This window comes from Luteimonas fraxinea, from assembly GCF_021233355.1.
GTDB classification, from domain to species: Bacteria; Pseudomonadota; Gammaproteobacteria; order Xanthomonadales; family Xanthomonadaceae; genus Luteimonas; species Luteimonas fraxinea.
This window is the reverse complement of record NZ_CP089507.1, coordinates 3,432,289-3,453,682: the sequence shown is the minus strand read 5'-3', so window position 1 is coordinate 3,453,682 and position 21,394 is coordinate 3,432,289. Positions and strand designations below refer to the sequence as shown.

Annotated in this window: 16 protein-coding genes; 6 read left to right on the top strand and 10 right to left on the bottom strand. The window is 60.6% G+C overall.

Going from position 1 to position 21,394, the window contains the following annotated elements; translation table 11 throughout:
* Nucleotides 1-537: 537 nt before the first annotated feature.
* Nucleotides 538-4,872 (top strand): NACHT domain-containing protein, encoded by a 4,335-nt coding sequence (locus LU699_RS15595; RefSeq protein WP_232580269.1) that lies wholly within the window; start codon nucleotides 538-540, stop codon nucleotides 4,870-4,872.
* 1,303 nt (nucleotides 4,873-6,175) lie between these two features.
* On the top strand, nucleotides 6,176-6,421 hold the full coding sequence (locus LU699_RS15590) for a hypothetical protein (RefSeq protein ID WP_232580267.1): 246 nt from the start codon (nucleotides 6,176-6,178) through the stop codon (nucleotides 6,419-6,421).
* A gap of 342 nt (nucleotides 6,422-6,763) precedes the next feature.
* Here LU699_RS15590 and LU699_RS15585 read toward each other — a convergent pair whose 3' ends face one another.
* From LU699_RS15585 to LU699_RS15565, 5 genes are all read right to left on the bottom strand, one after another.
* On the bottom strand, nucleotides 6,764-6,952 hold the full coding sequence (locus LU699_RS15585) for a hypothetical protein (protein WP_232580265.1): 189 nt from the start codon (nucleotides 6,950-6,952) through the stop codon (nucleotides 6,764-6,766).
* 133 nt (nucleotides 6,953-7,085) lie between these two features.
* A complete protein-coding gene (locus tag LU699_RS15580) occupies nucleotides 7,086-8,246 on the bottom strand; it encodes a Wadjet anti-phage system protein JetD domain-containing protein (RefSeq protein WP_269781363.1) in 1,161 nt (386 codons plus the stop codon).
* 20 nt (nucleotides 8,247-8,266) lie between these two features.
* Nucleotides 8,267-11,560 carry an ATP-binding protein gene (locus LU699_RS15575; RefSeq protein ID WP_232580263.1) on the bottom strand — a complete coding sequence of 1,098 codons (3,294 nt, stop codon included), beginning with the start codon at nucleotides 11,558-11,560 and terminating at the stop codon, nucleotides 8,267-8,269.
* 58 nt (nucleotides 11,561-11,618) lie between these two features.
* Nucleotides 11,619-11,849 carry a DUF4194 domain-containing protein gene (locus LU699_RS15570; RefSeq protein WP_232580261.1) on the bottom strand — a complete coding sequence of 77 codons (231 nt, stop codon included), beginning with the start codon at nucleotides 11,847-11,849 and terminating at the stop codon, nucleotides 11,619-11,621.
* A gap of 137 nt (nucleotides 11,850-11,986) precedes the next feature.
* A complete protein-coding gene (locus LU699_RS15565; protein WP_232580260.1) occupies nucleotides 11,987-12,649 on the bottom strand; it encodes a hypothetical protein in 663 nt (220 codons plus the stop codon).
* A 97-nt stretch (nucleotides 12,650-12,746) separates the two neighbouring features.
* Between LU699_RS15565 and LU699_RS15560 the strand changes: the two genes are divergently transcribed.
* Both LU699_RS15560 and LU699_RS15555 read left to right on the top strand, forming a co-directional pair.
* Nucleotides 12,747-13,160 carry an H-NS histone family protein gene (locus LU699_RS15560; protein WP_232580258.1) on the top strand — a complete coding sequence of 138 codons (414 nt, stop codon included), beginning with the start codon at nucleotides 12,747-12,749 and terminating at the stop codon, nucleotides 13,158-13,160.
* 112 nt (nucleotides 13,161-13,272) lie between these two features.
* Nucleotides 13,273-14,754: a MobA/MobL family protein gene (locus tag LU699_RS15555; protein WP_232580257.1), complete on the top strand. Its 1,482-nt coding sequence runs from the start codon at nucleotides 13,273-13,275 to the stop codon at nucleotides 14,752-14,754.
* A gap of 243 nt (nucleotides 14,755-14,997) precedes the next feature.
* Here LU699_RS15555 and LU699_RS15550 read toward each other — a convergent pair whose 3' ends face one another.
* The 5 genes from LU699_RS15550 to LU699_RS18465 form a co-directional block, all read right to left on the bottom strand.
* A complete protein-coding gene (locus LU699_RS15550) occupies nucleotides 14,998-15,936 on the bottom strand; it encodes a sensor histidine kinase (protein ID WP_484497510.1) in 939 nt (312 codons plus the stop codon).
* A gap of 550 nt (nucleotides 15,937-16,486) precedes the next feature.
* Nucleotides 16,487-16,615, bottom strand: a complete 129-nt coding sequence (locus LU699_RS18360; RefSeq protein WP_269781292.1) for a hypothetical protein — start codon at nucleotides 16,613-16,615, stop codon at nucleotides 16,487-16,489.
* A gap of 18 nt (nucleotides 16,616-16,633) precedes the next feature.
* Nucleotides 16,634-17,353 carry a cupin domain-containing protein gene (locus LU699_RS15545; RefSeq protein WP_232580255.1) on the bottom strand — a complete coding sequence of 240 codons (720 nt, stop codon included), beginning with the start codon at nucleotides 17,351-17,353 and terminating at the stop codon, nucleotides 16,634-16,636.
* Complete coding sequence (locus tag LU699_RS15540; protein WP_232580254.1) at nucleotides 17,353-18,216, bottom strand: hypothetical protein; 864 nt, start codon at nucleotides 18,214-18,216, stop codon at nucleotides 17,353-17,355. The genes LU699_RS15545 and LU699_RS15540 overlap by 1 nt, the downstream gene beginning before the upstream one ends.
* A gap of 1,825 nt (nucleotides 18,217-20,041) precedes the next feature.
* Entirely contained in the window at nucleotides 20,042-20,431 is a 390-nt protein-coding gene (locus LU699_RS18465) for a helix-turn-helix domain-containing protein (protein ID WP_425491660.1), read from the bottom strand.
* Nucleotides 20,432-21,104: 673 nt separating this feature from the next.
* On the opposite strand from LU699_RS18465, the gene LU699_RS18355 reads away from it, so the two are divergent.
* The gene (locus tag LU699_RS18355) at nucleotides 21,105-21,233 is read left to right on the top strand and encodes a hypothetical protein (protein ID WP_269781291.1); all 129 of its coding nucleotides are present in this window, start codon (nucleotides 21,105-21,107) and stop codon (nucleotides 21,231-21,233) included.
* 2 nt (nucleotides 21,234-21,235) lie between these two features.
* Complete coding sequence (locus LU699_RS15535; RefSeq protein ID WP_232580253.1) at nucleotides 21,236-21,391, top strand: hypothetical protein; 156 nt, start codon at nucleotides 21,236-21,238, stop codon at nucleotides 21,389-21,391.
* Nucleotides 21,392-21,394 lie beyond the last annotated feature (3 nt).

Genomic DNA, 21,394 nt, shown 5'->3' with positions numbered 1-21,394 from the left:
CAGAAGGCAAGCGACTTGCGCGCTCATTGCGCGCGAGTGGACCGACGTGGCCGCCGACGTCTTCGCTCGGATTAGCGGCCAGAATCGACAGACGCTCGACAGTGAAACGGCTAGCAGGCTCTTGGCTTCAGGATCGACTGTGCGACTGTAGCGGCGCGTGTCCAGACGCGCTTGCCCCATTATCTGGTCCGCAGTCCCTCCGGCCGCTTCGTCTTTCGCCTGCGCGTGCCTGCGCGCTTTCACGCCGCCTTGGGCCGCATGGTCAACTGGGCACTTGATTGCCGGCGCCCCAAGCGCGAGCGCGTCTGAGGGCGCCTGCGCGGTAGAGATCGATGCTCGGGTGCGCGCGGGGAAGGAGAAGTTAGCCGAGCGGCACCTGCCCCACCGGGGACCCCTGCACTGATCAGCAACCCAGCATTGGTTAAACTTGATTGAAAAAGCCAGCGTCTCAGTCCGCGCGACAACCCGCTGTAAACTAAGCGCGCAAGTCGCACCGACTAGATCATGCACCCACCTCTTTTAAGGTCGGCATTCGCCATGGCTCAGGATCGCTCCGCGGTTGTCCGGACGTTTTTCAATCTCCCCAACGAATACAGCGACGATCCGGAGAGGGCTGAGTTCCTCACTGGTTTCACGGATCGCGGCAAGGTCGACTGGCCCACGCTCCTCGAGTCCGATCGCGCCCTCATCGTGTCCGAAGCGGGCATGGGCAAGACCTACGAATGTCAGCGGATGCAAGAGCAGCTCTGGGATGAAGGTCATCCCGCTTTTTTCGTCGAACTTGCCGCTCTTGGCGATGCCTCGATCGAAGACGGCTTCGACCCGGATGAGCGGGCGCGTTTCGATGCCTGGAAATCTGCGCATACCGAGCGCGCCATCTTCTTTCTCGACTCGATCGACGAAGCGAAGCTCTCGCCGAGGGCGTTCGAGCGCGCCGTGCGCTCTATCGCGCGCTCATTGCACGGCCATCTCGACCGCGCGACGATAGTCATCACCACGCGTCCGATCGCGATCGACCGGCAGATCATCGAGAAGTATCTGCCTGTCTCCTCATCCGAAACCGTCGTGGATGCCGAAGCCGAGTTCGCCAACTTCGCGATGCGCGTAGAGACGCGAAAGCGCGAGGAGCCGAAGCGCGCGCAGTGGCTCGAGATCGCCCTGTCGCCGCTTCGGAGGGAGCAGATGCGCGCTTTGGCGAAGGAGGCCAAGGTTGAAGATGTCGATGCACTTTTCGAAGCGATTGACGCCCGAAACGCGCACGACTTCGCGCGGCGCCCCCTCGATTTCCTGGCACTCTGCGGCGACTGGAAGGAGCACGGTGCCATCCAGTGCCATCGAGATCAGATCAGCTCAGCGATCGATATCAGGCTCAGGAAGAACCCCAAGCGCGAGGAACGCACGACTGTAAGCCCTGCGCGCGCGCGCGAGGGCGCTTCGCGCCTCGCATTTGCCGTTTTGATGCGGCGTCGATTTGCGCTCTGGTCTGGCGATGACGCCGACCGCGCGTCCGGGGACGGATCGGTCGAGCCTTCGAAGGTACTCGGAGACTTCACGGGGGACGAGATCGATACGCTGTTGCAGCGAGCACTGTTCGGCTTCGCCAACTACGGTCGCGTGCGCTTTTATCACCGATCCGTGATTGAGTTTTTGGCCGCGAAGCACATCCAAGGCTTCGTCGACAGGGGCATGTCGCACCGTTCGCTCGGGCATCTGCTGTTTGCCGCGCTGCCCGACGGTGAACGCGTGGTGCGCCCGGCGATGCGCTCTGTCGCGGCGTGGCTTGCCGCTGAAATTGCGTATGTGCGCCAAGAGGTGTTGAAGCACGAGCCTGCGCTTCTGCTTCACTATGGCGATCCCGAGTCGCTCGACCTCCCGCTGCGCCAATCTGCACTGGCCGCCTATGTCGAACAACAGGGCAAGGGAACATGGAGGGGGCAGGCCGTGTCGGATGTGCAGGTCGAGCGCTTCGCCTCGAAGGAGCTGACTGCGGATGTCGCTCGGCTCTGGTCGACCGGCATCGAAAATCCCGAGGTCAGAGACACGCTGCTCGGCTTGATCGGTGCCGGGGGCATGGCGGACAACGCAGGCATCGCCTACGCAGTCGCGATCGACCCGAAGGAACAGCCGCCCACCCGCGTCAGCGCGCTGATCGCCCTGGCGCGCGTGTCTGATCCGCGACTCCCGTTGCTTCTGGACGAGATGGCAACGCGCGATAAGAAGTGGCCGATGCCACTCCGTCAGCGCGCCATCTTGGAGTTCTTCCCGCGGACGATGACCGTTCGGCAGTTGGCAGGCATTCTGAAAGCCCTGCCTGTCGAGAAGGAGTCCGTCTATGGGCAGGCCGCGCATCTGGCCAATGTCGCCGAGCATCCAGACCTCCCCCAGGATCAAGTCGATCTTCTCGATCAAGAGCTGTCGAATCTTGTCGCTTCCGGAGTCCACTGGCACAACGAGCTATACCGACTTCGCACGAAACGGCAGAATTTGGTCCCGGCCCTGCTCGCCAGTAGTGTGCGGCGCCTTCGGAGTGGTTGCGCTGACCCCGCGCTCATGCGCGACATTGCGATGTCGCTTCTCCTCGCCCGCGGCGACTACGACTCAGACGAGGACGCCAAGACGCTCCACGCAGCCCTTGGCGATGCAAAGCCCGAGGTCCGCGCAGGCGTCTACTGGGCACAGGACGCTATGGCGCACCGGCACCACCCCAAAGGCGAGCGGGATGCGCGAGCGCGCCTGATTCGCGTCCATAGCGACGGCGGACTCCGGCTCGATCCTGTCAAGGATGAGCCGTGGGTGCTGTCGGCCATCTCTGACCCCGCGCGCAGCGAGGCGGAGCGTGCGCTTGCGTTCGAGACTGCGAAGTCCTTCACGCATACGAAGTCGGATCGAGCCGCGTGGGCGCGCGAGTTGCAATCGGCCGCCAAGGGCAGTGCGGATTTGGAAGCAGAGGCGGACTTTTTCGCCAAGCTTATTTCAGAGCCCCAAGTAGAACCTGCCTGGGTGAGAGAGAGCGCCAAGCGACAAGAGGAAAATCGCCGCAAGCATGCGCGCAGGTTCTCCGACTGGCGCCTGCGCTTTCGTGAAATCACGGAACGCCCCGACGACGTGTTCGCTCCGCCGCGGGTTGAGAACACGCTCTGGGACATCTGGCGCACGACGGATACCGACCGAGGCGCCAATGAGCACGCGGGTTGGAACCGCGGCTATCTCGAACGGATGTTCGGAAAAGAGATCGCTGATCGCTTCCGGCTGGCGTTCTCGGCCGACTGGCGCACTAGGACGCCAACTGTTCGCTCAGAGCGTTCGAAAGAGGCGAAGAACAGCGGTCTGGTCATCTGGCGGATGGGCCTTGCTGGCGTCTACGCCGAAGCGGAAAACCCTCTCTGGGCTGACAATCTCACCGCGGACGAAGCGAAGCTGGCCTGTCGATATGCGCTGATCGAATTGAACCGCCTGCCGCGGTGGGTGGAGCAGTTGGCGGTGCGGCACCCGAAAGCTGTCGATGAAATCATCGGCGGCGAGCTGGACGACGCGCTGCGAAGCGGCGACGATCTTCACGGGATGCTTCTGGAACATATTCAGCGCAGCGCCACGGCAGTGGCGTCGCTCCTGCTGCCCCGCGTCCAGGCCTGGACCTACACTGCCCTGACGGCAGGCCCACTCTCCAAGTCTGACCAGAAGACGATGGGGCATGCCGCGTCCTATCTGTTCGAGTTCGGCACGGCCAGCGATGCAGCGATGCTCGAAGCTGCTGCACTTGCGGCAATCAACAACGGCGCCAGCGAGCCTACGCTTGGCCTCTGGCTGCCTATCCTTGCCCGCGTCAACCTCACCGTGCTCACCGACGCATTGGAGCGCCTCGGCAACTTGGTTGAGCCCGCCAAGACGTCAGAGATGGTCCGGTGGATCGGCGCGCTCTTTGGCCATCACGCCGCAATCGATATCGCCAAGCTCAGCGAGCAGCCCGAACTACTTCTGCGATTTGTTCGCCTTGCTAATCGCCACGTGCGTAGCGAGCACGATGATCCTCGGCAGGGCGTTCGAGCGCGCGGGTTTCGCGACGATGCTGAATATGCGCGAAGTATGCTCTCCAATGCGTTCATGGATGCTCCGGGCACCGTGGCCTGGAAGTTGAAGCTCAGTCTGGCCGATGATCACGATGTGGCGCGCTATCGCGACCGGTTGATTGCGATTGGACGCGAGAAGCTCGCGCAGGAGCTAGACGCCGAGCCGATGACTGAGCAGGACGTGATCGCGTTCGAAGCGAACTTCGAGGTCGCACCCCGAAGCAGGCGTCAGATGGCGCGGCTCGTTGCGTCTCGACTTGACGATATCGACGATTTTCTACGCCAAGACGAGTCCCCTCGCGAATTCTGGGGAACTACGTCTGTGGAAAAGCTTTTGCGCCGTGAACTCGCGTCGCAGCTCCGTCAGCGGTCGCTGAACTCCTACACCACCACGCAGGAGTCGGCTACGGCCGAGGAGAAAGAGACGGACATCCGACTGATCTCGACCGCACCTGGAAATCTGCAGGCCTCGATTGAACTGAAGATCGGCGAGAGCTGGACTTACAAAGATCTGAGCGACGCGCTGCGAGTCCAGTTGGTTGGTCAGTATATGGCGCCAGAGTATCGGAGGGTGGGCATTCTCTGGATCTCCTGGCGGGGGGTTAAGACCTGGGAGGATCCTGACACCGGGGCCACGATGACCTTCGATGAAGTGATCAGCCGCCTCAACGTAGAGGCTGAGGCGCTCATGGCCGGCCTCGGTGCGGACGCGCTCTTGACGGTCCGCGGTCTCTACCTCGGCGGCGCAAAGCTCGGCGACAAGCCCAAGAGAGTGCGCAAGGCCGCGAAAAAGAAGCACGGCTGATGCCGGGGCTCCGATCAGTTCTAGCACGTCAAGCGTGCTTCTTACCTTCGGGCCGTGGTTGCGCATCGAATTGCCCGCGGACATAGCGCGGCATCGATACCGGCGACTTGAACTTATCCAAGGCATCGAGCTGGTCCTATCGGTGTGCCAGCGTCGAGAAGTGCATGTACATGTAGTGCGCATGCAAGACCGGGTATTCTTTCTTGCCGCTGCGGTGGCCGGTGATGCTGGTGATCAGGGCAACGAGGACGCCATGGAGGCCGAGGGCCGTGCTCAGCGTGTGGCGAAAGCCATGGAACACCGAGCCCACTTTCGACTTCGGGCAGCGCCACTCGCGATAGTATCGACGTTGGCGACAGCTTGCTGCGTGCTTGTCTCGCTACACATGCCTGGCAGCTAAAAAATCCCGGAAAACGTACAGCAAGGCTCCCAAGTCGCCATCTGCGCCAGCAACACGCTGATGCTCCACAGGACAAATCCAGCCGCCGCCACGAAAGGGGTCCACCTCTTCTGATTTCCTTCAACCATTGCGATACTGGACGAGGCAATTAGAAAGCCGAGCCGCCGATCTCCCTGCAGATGTCTTCGCGCCTCTGTGCGAAGACGACCGAGACGTACTTGACCGCGGAACGTGTGGCGCGTCCCTAGGTGTCGCGCCTCCCGCGCGGCTCTGACGCCGAAGCGCATAGCTCAGGGGCCCCAAACCTGCTGCGCCGGAAGCGGACAGAAAAGCAGCGACGCGCATCACACTACGACGAACGTAGTTTCAAAGAGTGACGAAAAACTGTCACCACCCTCTTGCGCTCTATATTTTTTCTGTTTCGATGCGCGCCCTTTCGAAACGGAGTCGCTATGAAAACACGTAATAAACTCGGTAGTCAGATCTACCGGGACCTCATCAAATCCGATCCTGACGGCGCGCTGCGAAATCCAATGCGCCACGCCCATCGCGCTCTGCTGCTTGCAGACGCGTTCTTCTTGTGTGCGAACGCGTCCGAGCCACCCAGCGCGTGTGAGAGCGCGCCTGATCAGCAGGCCGCGCCACACGTCAGCGCTGCCCTCTCGGTGTCAATCGGCGCATCCGTGCTTCCCGCTTCGCCGCGTCAGCGCAGGCACTGAGCCAACCTGCCGGAGGATCGCGCCAATGACGCGGGGGCCCCTCCCAGCGAAGACATCCCACGCCACCTGCAAGCGTCACCAGCCGCATGCTTTCGCCAAGGCACGTCCCCATTGGTGCGCCACGTGACTCGAAGCCCGCGCCCCACCCACATTGGGCTGGTTCGCCACCAGACCGAATACAACCATGACGCTTTTGGAGCTCCTCCGCGCCGCGAACGCCGAACCATTTCGAATTACGCACAGCCACCCCAGCTTTCACGACGTGGTTGACCTGCTTCACGGGCAAGCCAGCGGCGCGCTGGATGGACAGATCACCACCATGTGGACTCCAGAGGACGGCGTTATCCCTGTTCCCGCTCGGGAAGATGCCCAAGGCTTAACCCTGCACGGCCGAACCATGTTGGAGTCGCCCGAGAAGATCGCACGCTAACGCTGGTATCGCTTGTCGGCGCGTGGTTAAGCGCGGTGCATCAGCTTGCAGGCGAAGTGGTCACGCCCAGGCTGGTTGCGCGGGCGACCGAGCCGGATGAGGTGATGCATCAAGTGCACTGTCGTCACAGGGGCCTGCGCAGCTCCGAAAACAGACGAGGCCCTGTCAGGGCCTCGGTCGTCGGCGCTTGGTTGGAAGTTCTGGCTTCCGTCCCTCGCAGGGCGCGAGTGAAGTGGCCTGGACGACGCTGCCATTGTCCCTTTAGCAGAAACGCAGCGGCGTAAGTGTTCCCTGAAGCACAGTCTGGAAATCTGCCGATCGCGTCATCGGAGGGGGCCTCGATCAAAGCTCGGCGACTGCATCATCCGCGTCAACGCGCCTGACTTGTTCGATCAGCGCAACGGCTTCGTAGTCCTCGCGCGAAAGTCCAAAGTCCGCGGCTGCCTGGTGCACCCCAGCTTCGCTCGGCAGGAAAAAATCGTAGTTGATCGCACCGTTGACGCGGAGCGTGAATCCAATGATGCGAGACATGGCAGGAAATCGTCGGCGTTGGCGTTATCGTTATCGTTATCGTAAGGCATCGCTTGGCTATACGCAGCGCCAAGCTCATCACCGTTGAAGGGCAGAGCAGGATTGGAACAAACCTCTCGCGCAGCCTGCACAATCAGGCCCCCTTGCACTCATAACGCCCGATAGCCGCGCTGTCGCAGTGAAGGGACGCTGCCTGCACAATGAGGGGCCACTGCTCTGACCACGCCAGCCGCTCCTGCTCGAGCCGCAAGCCTGCAAACTCCCCACCGCCGAGTAGACTCTGATAGGTCGCACACTCCGCCTCGGTAAGACGCAGGAGTTCGGCGCGTCGCTGCTTGGGGTCGGGCACGCAAAGCGCGCGATTGGCCGTGAGCGTCGCTTCATCCATCCCAAAAGATGCGGCGTGCGGCAGTTCGCTTCGAACAGCGCTAAGGATCTCAAATCCCGCTGTGTCGATGTCGCCCCAGTAGAGGATTGGCAGATCACTCAGCCACGAAATCCGCGACAGGCCGCGCGCACCAAATCCCTGTCCGAAAAAGAGCGCGACACCGGGAATATCGTCAAACGCCAAAAAGGTTTGGAGGTTCTCCACGACAACTGCGCATCGCACGGGGAGCTTGAGCGCACTGATCGACGCGATCGGCGCGGATATGTCGTCGAGACCTCCCACTGCGTCGCGCAAGCGCGGATCGAGAAAGCGCAGTCGAACGCGCGGGCGGTCCTGCCTAAACGCGCTAGCGCCTGCTTCATCCGCGCCGAAGAGGCTCTTCAGTAGCTCAAGTGAGACCGCGCCATTCCGTTCAGTCCATTTGGTGTCGATGCCCACCACAGGCACCTGCCGAACGAAGAGATCAGCCTCGGGGTTTTCCCTGAGCCAGCCAACGAGCGCCTGCATTCGCGCTACGTCTCCTTCACTCGCGTCAATCAGCCATCGCAGGGCCCGCCCGCTCGCCCGGCTGTCAGGCCAATGCGCCTGCCAAGCCGCGAGGCGCGCCTGGCCCCTTCGCCATGCAGTCAATCGCCCGGGCCCAAGAAACGCCGCAAGCGCCTCGGGCGTCTCGAACGATGCGTGCGCTGGCAGCGACTGCGCGCCGCCAAGACTCGGCCACGCCCGGCTGACGATAGACAGCGTCGCACCACTGTCCAGCCACCCGTCTCGCCACGCCACAAAGCGCGCCCAGTCTGAAAGTGCCTCACGCTGCGAGGGCGGCCCGAGAGAGACCGTCAGTGGCCACGCGCCCTCGCCCGAGAGCCACAGGAGCCACTTTTTATCCCACACCCGCCCCAGCTGCACACGCGCCTCTTGGGCCGACTTCACTCGGCAAGCTCCACAGCGCGCCGCGCGCCCTCTGGAAGCCGAAGGCGCTGCGCATCCGCGTCGTAGGCGATATGCAAAAGACTCGATACCTTGCGATCCTTGATCGACACATAGGTGGCCCCGCCCACGAACTCCTCGAGCGTCATCACTGACTTCATGGGCGTTGCGACGATCATCTGAAAGCCCATGCCGGTAAAGATGCGCATGCAAGTCGCGGTGAACTCGTTATCGGTCTTGGTGAACGCCTCATCGAGCACTACGGCCGCATACGACGGCACGCCGCCGTCCGACCCACCTAGCTTGAACCGAAGCGCTGCCGCAAGGCAGGTCGCGGTCAGCTTTTGCCGCTGTCCGCCCGACTTGCCGCCCGCCCCGCTGTAGTTCTCGACGGCAACCCCAGTGGTACGGTCGCACTCATCGGCAATGAACTCGACGTGCTTACGCACGTCCAGCACCAGGTCTCGCCACTGCCTCCCGGCCGCGTCATCCGCGCGCAGGTCCTGAATGAGGGAATGCAGGCCTTCAAACTGCGTCTCGGCGGTTTCCTCCGTCAGCTCCCCCCGCTGCGCGAACAGCGACCCGAGACGCCTTCGGAACTCGCGCGGCTCATCGAGTCCCCGGTCAACGGTGCGGATATAGAGGTAGGTGTCCGGGTTGTAAGGGACCGGACGCAGCGCGCGGTTGACATCGTCCATGCCGCTCTCGATGTCCGCGCGCGCCTCATGAAGGTGCTGGGAGAGCTCGGCAAGGCGCTGCATGCTTTGCTTTCGCAGAAGCTCCTGAAAACGCGCTTCGTGCTTGGGGAGACCATCCGTTTCTAGCCGATCGAGCTTGGCGAAAAAATCCGTCGCGCTTGGAAGGCTGGGTTGGAGACTGCCTCGCTCCTCAGGCCAGCGGTGCAAAAACGCCTGAAAACGCTGCAAGATCGCCTGAACGTACGCGCTGATCGCCTCGGTGATCGCATCCTTTTCGCGGTCAAGCACTTCTCGCACGCGCGCAAGTTCACTATGAATTGTCTTCAGATTCGGCGCCCAATCGCCGCAACGCGCGCTCAGGCCTGCACCGGCCTCAGGTGGCAAGCCGAGCGCGCCGGCGGATGCCATCTTGAGCTCACCCGCGTTCTCGGCGCGCTGGCGCTCCAACGCTTCGATATCGAGGGTAAGGCGGGTTGCGTCCGCAAAGGCGCGTTTGGCTTCTTCCTGTTTCTGGACCAGCTGGCCTTGCAGATCGATGAGCCCCGGCGTGCGCTCTAAAAGAGCGCGCTGCGCCTCTTGGTTCTCCTCGATCCTGCGCAGAGCACCCCTCAGATCGATACTCGGCCACTCGACTTCCACAAGATGCGCCGACGCCTGCGCGCGCAGGCGGATGCTGTCTGCGCTTTGCACCGCTTCGCTGCGCCGCTGGGAAATCGTTGCAAGCGCGCCGGCAGTTTCGGCCGCGTTGCGCCCGAGGCGATCGAGCTTGGCCCGGTTGTCGCCGAGCACCCAGCGACTCTCGTCATCCACGCGAAACCGGTCGTCCTTCTGGTGGAGACCGCCGTTAAAGCGAATCTGCCCTGCTCGGGTGATGCGGCGCTGACCCTTCATCAGGTCCGCCGACTTCTCCACGCACTCGAAGTCGGCCAAGTGCCAAAGCTCCTTCCAGACCCAGTGCCGGTAGGGACTTTCAGTTACGTCCAGGCAGTTCAGCAGGAGACCCGGTCGCCGCTCACGATTGCCGGTGCTCAGCGTGGGTTCGACTTGGTAGTAGCTCCAGCGGCTGCGTAGATGGTTCTTATCGACCCAAGCGGCGACTTGGCGGTAGTCGTTAATTTCGACGAGTAGGGATGTGCCAAATCCCCATAGCAGGCGGTTAGCCGCGCCCTCCCAGTCCTTGCTCTCGGGTTTGACGGAGATCAGTTCACCTGCGAAGGGAACGCGCGACTTCGGGATCCCCAGATCGCGGCACATCCATGTGCGGATATCTTGCTTATCGCTCGGGATGCTCGACGTGCTGCCTTCAAGCGTCTCGATCTCTTTGCGGAGCAGGGAGAGCTCGCCTTTCAGACGCGACTCGTCCACGAGCAGCGTGTCTCGCTCACCTTCCGCACTCGCAAGGCGCTCCTCCGCCCGAGCCTGCTCCGATCGCGCCACATGGAGCTGCGATGCAAACGTGGCCTGGTCATCCGCCAGCGTCAGTCCGAGCGCGCCTGCCCAGCCCCCAGCTGATGCCTGCCGTCGTTCCACCCGTTCCTTATCCAGGAGGAGCTGCGCGCGCGCAGCTTCGAGCTGCGCCAGATCCCCTCCGCCGCCCGCGTCTGCTGCACGGCGAAGTGTTTCCAGTGCTTCGCTCAATGCGTGCTGGTGCCGATGCGCCTCTTCCGACTCGATACGCGTGGCGGCGATCGCGCTCAGAAGGCGCACGTCTTCGTCCCGCCGAAGCCGCGCCGTCTCCTTGGCTTGAAACTGCGGCAGACACGCGATCAGGCTTCTGACGTGCTGGACCTGCGCCTCGGCCGCTTCGCGCTCGCGGTAGGCATCGCGAGACGGGGCAAGCACATCGATCTGCTCACGCGCCACCACCACCGCTCGATGCGCCTCATCCAGATCCACGAACTCACTCACCAAGCTGTCGGCGATCTCAAAGGTCTTTGCCTCGGCGAGCATGTAGTCGCGCAGAAAGGCGTTCAGATCACTCAGGTTCTTGGTCGACTGGGTCTGGTGAAGAAGGTTGAGTGCGTTCGGCTCGACAATCCCAACCACTCGGCACCAGTGCTCGGAAAAGGCGGTGAAGCTCTCGTGCGAGCGATAGGGAGGATCTGAAAAAAGCTTCGTCAGCGTCTTACGCTCGCCTGTGAACTCGCCGATTTCCGAGAGATCAAACGGCGCGTCGACAACAAGGAAGTGGCTCTCCACCTTCGCAGTTGACCCGGCGCCGCGCACCCAAAGCACGCGCACAATCGACACCACGCGCCCGAGCGCATTGGCGTATTCGAGCGCCACGGCTGACCAGGTCGCGTTCGTGCGCAGATACTGCTTGGCAAGCGAGCGCGCGCTCTCGTCATCCGCGCGCTCTGCCCAAGCCCCGCGCACATACGACGTCAAGGTGCGATCCGGGTCGCGCTTTCCGCTCTCATCGGCCGCCGCGTTAAAGCGCACCGTGCGCGGAGACACCGTGAGGGCGGAGATCACGTCGAGCAGCGTTGACTTGCCCGCTCCGCTTGGGCCGATGATCAGGGTGCCTTCGGGGGACACTGGCATGCGGTGGAGGCCTGTGAACGTCCCCCAGTTGAGGACGCTGAGCTGGCGCATCCGAAACTGCTCATCACGAGGGTCAGGCAGGTCCGACAAGCGTAAAACTTCGGCTGAACTACTCATCCTGCCCATCCTCATCCATGTCTTCGGGCGCCGCGCCCGTCTGCGCTGACGATGCGTAGAGCTTTCCAAGCGCCTCGACGTCCTCGGCCGTGAACAAAAGGCGCAGAACCGGCGAGATTTCAAAGCTTCGCTCACCACCTTTGAGTAATTGCAGGATGCCAGCTGTCCTGAGCTTCTCGATGGCAGAGTTGACCTTCTTAGCAGCGCCGACCGTATCGGACACGCCCTGCTCCAAGTGAAATTCTCCCTCGCTCGCTGCTTCGCTGATTCTTTCTTTTTCCTGCCCATTTCAATCTCCCGCAAGCTCAATACTTGAGGAAAAGCATGGGCAAATCTTCGCAAGTTCTAAAGGGTAGGCGGTTACACCTTACTGGCAGCGCCATACTCGACAGTTGCGTGCGCGATGATTGAGCGGTCAATCTCAGATTCGATCATGCGGTGGCACGCTTCCACCAACGCCTGCCAAGAGCGCGCCTCCTCTGTCCGCTGCCAGCGCAGGCGAAGCGCCGCGCTTGGCCGAAGCCAGGCGACGTCAAAATCCTCACTTGGCAGGGCGTCAAGGTCGGGCGCTGCGCGCTGTGGAAGCCAGGCGCAGTGGCCAACTACCTCAGTCGTCGAGCGTGTTCGCAAGAGCAGGAACGGCGCGCGCCCAATGATAATTGCTTCGGCAAAGTGCCGGCCCATGTTGGTGCGAGACCGCTGCATCACCGCTGCTGCCTCGATCATAAGCCAAGCATCGCCCCAGACGCCGACCTCGCCTTTGGTGGCGACCTTCTCATTCGTCTTCGATTTTTTGAAGGGACTCGGCGGATTTCGCGCCTCGCGCCGACGCGCCCCCGTCTGCTTGGAAATATCGAGCCAAAGATCCGCGACGCCTGCGCGAAATAGCGTCGCATCAGGGCGCGCATCCAGCGCAATGCGCAGGGCGTCAAACGGGAGATAGGGCGCCGAGACTTCGATACTGGCCGCGCGCCGGGCATGCTCGATGTTCTGACGGTGATACTCAAGCTTTGAGTCAGCCATTCCCCGGTCCCGCAAGCGGTTTCGACATTAACCAGTCTACCGTCACATGGCAACACAAAAGCTTGACACGCGATGGCGCGCAACAGACGCTTCGCATATGAATTTCGATCTGTCCACATTCGACGCGCGACAACTTCACTCGCTCGTTCTCGCTGCTGAGAAGCGCAAGAGTCAGCTAGCAAAGCGCCGACCCATCGCAGTCGTCCGCGCGGAGCTGACCGCGACGGCAGCGGAGTTTGGTTATGCGATCGACGAGCTCTTCGGCGTCAGTGCTCCCCAGTTGAAGGCTGCGAAGTCCAAGACCCGCCGCCCGAAGGGCAAGGTCGCCGTGAAGTATCGTGATCCCGAGAACAGAAAGAACACCTGGTCAGGTCGTGGAAGCCAGCCGCTCTGGCTCAGAGAGAAGGTGAGGCGGGGCCTGTCCCCCTCGGACTTCTTGGTCGATGGCCTCGCAAGGCCAACAGCAAACACGAAGTCGATCGGGAAGCGCACGGTCTTCAAACAAGCTTGATGTGAGCCCCCGACATACGCGATGCCTCGCTTATGGATTGCGATTGAGCTGACCAAGTCGCTTTACAGGGACCCCGAACGCCTTATCGGTAGCGACAATTACCGGAGGCGTTATGGAAGACATTGGCATCAATCTTCGAAATCTCGGCCGCGCCAGGGGCGACTCGGTCATCGAGGTCGCAGCCCACCTCGCGGGGATCGATCTCTTCGACGTCCGCACCAACCGATTGCACCGGGGCTCCCGCGCGGATGGCATCCTCAGTAGCCGTATGCTCGCGCCGGCAGACGCTCCGCGCTCTGCGCTGGATGTCGAGAGCTTCTGGATTGCCAGCGAGCACTTCGAGCCGCGCGCCAATGCACGGCTCGGCCGCCTGATCTCCCTTCCCCTCGCCCGCCACCTGAGCCTGGTTGGACAAAGTGAGCTGGCAAGCCAGATTGGCGAGATGCTTGTGGCCCGCTACAGCGCAGTCATCCTCGCCGCAGTGCATAAGCTGTCCAGCGCCGGTATCGAAGCGCATTTCTTGCTCTCCGCACGCCAAGTCAGACAATCAGGCTTCGGCTCCCGCGCCGGCGCGATGTTTGACGCAGGCTCCGGCAGCGGTGCAAAAGAAATCGCAGCGCTCACCGAGCTCGTCAACGCGATCATCAGGTCCTATCAAGAGGGCGGCGGTAGCGCGCCGCCGCAGGCCCAGGCAGACGCCTCGCTGATACCGAGACCCGACTTTCGGGTGCCTCGCCGTCCCCTGACGCCACTGGACGCGGCCCAGATCGAGATGCAACTCGCTCTAGCGCGGGCGGATGCACGCGGCGTTCTCGTTCCCACATCCCCAGGCCATTCGCATGCCGCGGCGTTTGCTGATCGCATCTACGCACGCCGCGCGGCTCCGCCTCCGGCAGCTCTGCTCGTGCGCGAGTCGGGGCCACCCGCCAGCTGGATGGCGCGGAACCTCGGCCGGCTCGCCCGTAAGGCGCGCAACGGCCAGGACTCTTGGGCACGCTTGTTAGGAAGTGAATCCGAACTCTTAGGTCGCTGGCGCGACTCAATCTTGACAGCTGGCAGCAAAGCGCGTTCGGCAGCGATGATCAGTCCGGGCACTCAGCTCGATCAAGGGTTCCTGCAGGCCCTCGCCGCGCTCGAAGTTGACCGGGCACCTATCTATGGCATGCGTCCTTTCTTCTTTCTCGACATCGAAGCGCTTTCAAGCACCGTTACCACTTACGCAGCTGCGCTCCGCGCGCCGCACGATGACATGGAGCGCGTCATGCGTGCACGCGTCCAGCTCACCCAGGCCATCAATCCCGCAGAGCGCGCGTCATCCGCAGCCATCCGCGCTGCGCGCGAAGCGTTTGACATAGCGCGCGCCCAGACGACCGACGCCGCCAAGACGCGGGGGCAGTCGCAACTTCGTGAGGCGAGGCGCGAGATGCGCGAGGCGCGCGAACACGTCGAGCACCACTACCACATCACGCAGGCCGTTCTGATCGATCCCGATCCGTTCGCGGCCTTCGATGAACCGCCGGATGGCGGCGCGCGAAGCAGCGACTCGCATCAGCGCCAGTTGCGGCCGACGTCTTCGACCGGTCCGGGACGCTAAACTGCCCAATCCTCTTGAAACAGCGACTCACGAGGAAACCAAGGGGCGTGCACCACGCTCTCTCCTCCTCAACAAGTGCCGCAGCGCACCGCGAGACGGGAGGGAGTGCCAACACGTCTGGGCAGATAGCCTGACGCAAAATCTGCGGCTGATGCACGAAAGTTTTCGTTCGAGAACTCATGCAGTACCGTTCAATGCGCGTCGCGCCAGCGATGTGTTTTGAAACCTTTATGTGCCGACGGATCAGCTTGTCCGAGGGAGCGAAATTGCAAATCGCGTGACGCCGTCAGCCGACGTCGCGTTAACTGCCCCACCATGCGCGGCGGCGATCTCTCGAACCAAGTAGAGCCCTAAGCCGAGACTCAAGCGTTCGTCCTTCGAGGCATCCGCAGATCCGCGCCTGAGCGGATCGAAAAGAGACTGTAATGCAGCTTCGGTCAGTGGCGCGCCAGAGTTGGAGACCGTGATCCTGACCTCCTCTGCATTGCTTGCGACCTCAACGCCTACATCGGTGCCGGCCTGCCCGTATTTGGCTGCGTTGGTGCCCAAGTTGTGAACGGCCTCACGGATCCGAGAAGCGTCGAAGCTTCCATCGGTGTGTTCGCTCGACTTAAAGCGGAAAGAGGTATCAGGGTGGGCCGCTCGCAAAAGCTCCACCTCCTCGCCTATCAGCGGGCCGAGTTCGCACTGCTCGCGATTGATCTCCATACCAGCGCCAAGCTTGCTCTTGCAGTATCCAAGCAGATCGTCAAGAAGACGCGTCATCCGCAAACCGCCACTTGAAATGCGCTCTGCTTGCCGCGCGAACGGCGTGCCCCGAGTTTTCTCAACGAGCACATCGGCAGTGAACACGACAGCTGTCAAAGGCCCGCGCAAATCATGGCCTAGTGCCCCAAGAAAGATCTGACGCCAGGACTCTACTTCGGCGGAATACTCTGCTAAGGACTCTGCAACCGCTTGATCAATCGCCTCGTTGAAACGGACGATGTCGTCGATCGACGCAGCGGAAAAAGCTTCATGCTTTGACCAGCGCCGCAGCACCGACGCGCGGAGCGCGCGATACTCGGCAACCATCTGGTTGATGCCAAAGCCAGCTCTCGCGCGTGTTCTACCGTGAAAGCTAGCGGCAGTCTCAGGGCCATCGAGATCAGGTGCGTGACCTTCCGATTTGGCCAACTGCACCCTTCCATGGTGGCCGGCGTTGAGCTTCTTTGCGCTTTTTTCATTGTCTTCTCCCGTTCGCCGCGGGCATCGCGCGCTGGGGTGAAGCCTCCAGAGGTGAACACTCCTGCTCTAGGGAGCTGGTTACGGCAGAATCGGCGCAATGAAGTCCGCTTGATGCGCAATAGCCCCGCAGTTGACATGGCTGGGATTGAGAACTTGATGCCAGCCTAGCTCATCCGATGGCAGCCACCCACGCTCTCCTGCCATTCCTGCGTATCCTTTAGATCTTGCATGGAGGCGCATGAGCGCTTCGGCAGGCCTAAGCCACTACACATCGAGATCCTGCGTTGGCGCGACTGCCAAGCGCCGGTCGACGCGAGCTGCCAGCCAAACGCGGTGTCCAACAACTTCGTCTCCGTTCGGATTATGTCCGCAAAGCCCAGGCGCGCAGGATCACTCCTAGTAGCCCCCAAAAGAGGGCCACAGGGAGTGACGTTCAAATCGTGAGACCAGGGTGGTCGCCACTTAGCGCGCGGCGGCTGCGATAAAAGCTACGCGCCCATTACGATTACTTGGGAAAGATCAGCCCAAGCAGGAAGCGTGCTGCGTCGTTAGGGTCAAATGCGCTCGCCCATGGAACGTGGGCGCCAACGTCTGCATCGAAATTTGCCATGAGCAGCGAGAGATCTTGTTCCATGATTAACTAACTCCTTTCTTACGGTGGTTGATGCGCGCTCCGTGCGCGATGGGCCTCTTCCAGTGAGTTCATTAGATCTTGCTCGTTATGGACCTCGCGCGATGCGAGTACGGCCGTCACGACCGCAAGATCCGAGTCCGATTGGATCTCGAAAAGATGCTGGGGAAAAGTCTTCTTCGAGTAACAGATGATATTGATGCTGACTGACACTTCGTCTGGCGCATGCTGCGCGTGGATGTCGCATCCCGCACTGAGAAATAGAACCGTGCCTGGCGCAAGCTGAAATCGTCCGTGCCGATTTATGGAAACAGTCTCTCGCTCACTGAGAGACTGACCATTCCCCTGATAGCTGTACAGATCAGTCAGGTATCCGCATCCCGTATAGCCCACGGTCATTAAATCAAAATTGTGGTCATGCGCGCCTTCATAAAGAAACGCCTCGTCTTCAACGCCTGTCGTCGGCCTCCAAACCACGAGTCGTATCAGATATCGCTCCGTCTGATGCAGGACGAAGACGTGCGCGTTATCGACCAGCATTTTTTTTGGATCGATCGACAATCCCAGGACCGCGCTCGGGATGCAATCGCGATCTTGAGCGACGCGCGCGAGCAGCATCGCCGTCTCGTCCAGGCGACTACCCAACGCAGCCCCCGCTAATGAGTCCAGATGATCAATCAGCGAACTGATCTGGAGAGGTGCACTTTTGGCGTCACCAGCTGCCTGCCAGATGCGTGGCACTACGCGACCTCGACCGCGGACATCGCGGCTCGAAGACCGGGCAGCGAACGCTGAGCCAGACGGCTGATTTCGGCAGACCCGTGGGCAGCTTCATGCTCCAAGCACTCGATACCGCGCGCAGGATCAATGGCGACCAGTGTCCGAAGCGCCATCCACTGGACATGGGGAGACGCCGCATTCCGAGCAATGACCTCCACGCCTACAGCGGCGCCTTTCGCCCTTAACTGACCGGCAAGCAAAAGTGCATTCACTTGAGCCGTGTCGCGTGAACGCGACGAAGCGATGTGAGTTCTCGCCAGCGTAGAGGTGTCGTAGAACTGCTGATACGGCAGCTTGGGAGCACTTCCAAATCTGAGCGCCCACCCTCCTTGCCCGCCATCGATATGAAGTGCTCCAGATCCCCCAAGCTGCGCGACTGCGCAGCCCACGCCGAAATCGTGATCTGAGATGAGCGCGAGCGTGGCGCCCTCCCCCACGCTCCGATAGCGCATCACACGCAGATCGAGACCACTGACATTAGCAACGATCTGATCGCACGCATCTACGACCAACCATCGACTCACAGACGCGGCCGGAAACCTCTGCAGCGTCAGAGAAAATGCCTCACCGCTGTAAAGATTGATCTGCCCCGCATGCACCGCGATCGACGCTCCCGTGGAGGCAGCTTGCCGCTGTCTTCCGCTTAGCAGTAGCGCGGCAAGTGCGGAGACCTCGTCACTACGCGCCCAGATCTCCATCCGAGCACGCTGCGCGTCCAAGTCCCCTTCGAACGCCAAGAGATCATAAGTCGCCGCGAACATTGCTCGCGAGAGCGGCGATGCGTCGAGAGACAATCCGCTCCCCTCCATGATCATTCTGCTCAATGCGCGCCCTCCCCAGAGATCGCGACGAAGAAGCGAGCAGCGGCCATGGATTCACTTATGCCAGAAAGAACAAACGTCATCAGCAGAGTGGAATACACCATCTTCACCGAACACCCAATCATTAGAGTTGGAAGATTTATGCAGCCACGAAACATCATGGAGATCTACTTCTAGGGTCCGCCCCTTACGCTGTCAACACACATAAAGAGTGGACTACACGTCGTTGCGAACGCCATCGATCGCGCTTTGACCCTTGCTTTTAGATGTTTTTTTGGCTCGACTATTAATTGCTCAGGATTTCTCTTACACGTCGTAGTGGTGTAAGCCGACACGCAGCTCGGCAACCTGGGAAGGCTTTCGAGAACATAGGCTGGACGTCCTGCAGACCTGCGCCCCAGGCCCTGCGGTTGGGTGCCCCAACCTTTAAAATCTGTTGGACATCTCCGATTCCGGCATGTCCAGCTCTGCTCGCCCAACTTCCACATCAAGATGTTATGCAACTGCTAGGGCTTTTTCAGTTTCTAGACACTGAGCATGCCTGCGCAGCATCAGCTGGCCGTGCATCTCGACGCGCTGGAACGCTGCGATGCGCTAGATGCGTTCATGAATCGCACGATTCAAAGTCGACTTAAAGGTCGTGTTGCTCTCTACTCCGCCTGAACGCCAGGAATACGTGTCGCGTCGCGATCAACACCGCGCTCATCGGCTATCGTGCGGCCTTCTTTCCCACGCTTCGCGTCAGTTTAGAAGTGGCTTGCTATGCGCAGGAGATCGAAGCAGATGCTTCGCTTGGCAGCGTGGACCATCATCGAGACGAAGTTGCGCGAAAGGCTTGCCGGAACGCTTTTTGGGGATGCGGTATCGAAAATCTGCAAGCGCCTAGGCTCCCTGAGTCCAGCTAACTCTAGGCTCGTAATCGACATGTACAACTCGATGATTGATGACGGTGTTCATCCTAATGTCCGATCAATTCTGCCAGGACTTCTGATGACAGAGACCGAGCATCATCACGAACTTGCGGTTGGCCTAGTGGTGCCTCAGGCGGTTGAGATCTCTCTGTTCTGATGCTTTGAGATCGCGCTTCTCACCTCTTGGCTCCTTGGGAACCTGACAGATCCAGGTCTCGCGTTCTGGGGGAAGCGTCCCGGCTCAATGAGATCAAGAACGTGTGGAACGACGAGTTATTGGCATCACGGGAGGCTCGATAGTGCGCAGAGTCAGGCAACAAAAGACGCCCCTACCGAGTGCTTCGGACGTATCGCCGGACTTTCAGATCAGGGCGTCAGCGCCAGTTCCGCGCGATGAGACACCGGCCCAATCTCGACGTGCAGAAGCAGACCGTCATGTATCTATGCATCGAATTCTGTAGGAAGCACAGAATCACCCTGCTTTCTGCACACCGCTACTCGGTTGGCCCTTGATAGCTTCCCGAGCGTGAGGCCGCCTGCACAACGAGAGGCCAGTGCTTTGAACGCGCAAGTTTCTCTTGCCGGAGCCGCAAACTTGCAAACTCGCGATCGCCCAGAAGCCGCTGATACGTTCCGCGCTCAGCAGCGGTGAAATGCAGCAGCTAAGCGTGCCGCAACTTCGGGCCGGGCTCGAAGAGTGCGGGATTGGGTTGGAGCGTCGCCTTATGCATCCCAAACCAAGCGGCGGCCCTGACGTGCCGCTACGAGAAAATTTGCCTCAGAGGGCGCGCGATCAGGGCACCGAAGACGTCTGCTGAGGGTTAGGCGCGATGAGAAAATATGTGAGAAGCGCGCCAAGATATGCAACGTTCTTGTTTTGCTGCCGCTACGCCGAGCCTTCACTAATAGCAGGCTCGCTAAGGGCATTTGTGGCCCGGATAAAACTCTTCACGAAGCGCTGCGCTAGTTGACTCAATCTGATCAACAAACTTGATCTTACTCGAAGCTGGAACGCTCCTGACTGCAACAAGCGCGCGCTCCTCCATTGAATCCTTCGCCAAGTACTCGAGTGAAACTGCAGTAATCCCTTCTAGCTTGAGCGATCTTTCGGGCGCCCGCCCGCTGACCAACCAATCCATACCGACACCCGAAACAACAGTGATGAGAACGAGTTTCTCAAGTGATGGGTTGCAACCGCCAGGTCGTTCCCATTGCGCTACTGCAGATCGGTGAACTCCAACTCGCTCAGCAAACCGCGTTTGAGACAAACCTGTTGATCGACGCGCGCTGCGAATTCTCTCAGACATCAATGTCAAAAAATCCATTTACCCCCCTGCACCACTCGATGCTAGCAGCACACACATTTAACTGCAAAGACGCAGCAACAACTTGAAGCGAGCGCGCGCGGAAATCGAGACGCATCGCCAAGAGCGAGCTTGCCTAACCCTCCTTCGAAGCTGCTCTCATCCCCATTTAAGCGCAGCACAGACACGAGCCTAAGGGCTGCGGCACCAAGAACCAACACAGGCCTGACGACTTTCGATCCAAGTGCGATGTCACGCGCTACTACTCCCCGGCAGCGAACAATTAGGCTCCTCCGTCCTCGCAGTCAACAGCGCTGCATGATGCAGTGCCAAGCGGGCGTCGCTATTCCAACGGCCACTCCTAGGCCTTGTAGCGAGATTCGTGTAGGAAAATTCCGCGAGCTTGAGTAAGGCATCCCAGCAGTCATTCGAATCCTGTGCGCTGCTGCTCAGCGGACACTGTGTAGTTGCGCTAAGCATCGCTCCGTCAGCGGCGCTTTCGATGCGGTATCAAGTTCCAAAAGCACGAGTCGCTGACGCAGAATCCTTGAGATGGCACCACTTGATGACTCATCTTATTTGTAGCAAAAGAGCGGAGTCGCAGCTTCAACAGCGACACGTGCGACTCCTGCGAGTCGTGTCTGGAAGATCCGATCTACGAAACAAGGAAGATTCAATGAAACAGATTGATATCGCGAGCGTTCCGTCATTGGAATTTGATGTCGGAATGGGAGGCACTTCAAAAATCGATTCAGTTATCGAGCCTGTGACCATTACGGTCATGGTCATCATCATGGTGGTCTGAAAATGGAGCTGAAAATGATCGATGCGAACACTCTTCCAGCTCTATCTTTTGACGTAGCTATTGTCGGCGCGGGCGGATTTGAGGACGCAGGAGCTCATGCCTGCTTCGCGCTGGGCGTCATTGCTGGCATCATGATCAATAAGCAGCTGGACAGATAAAAT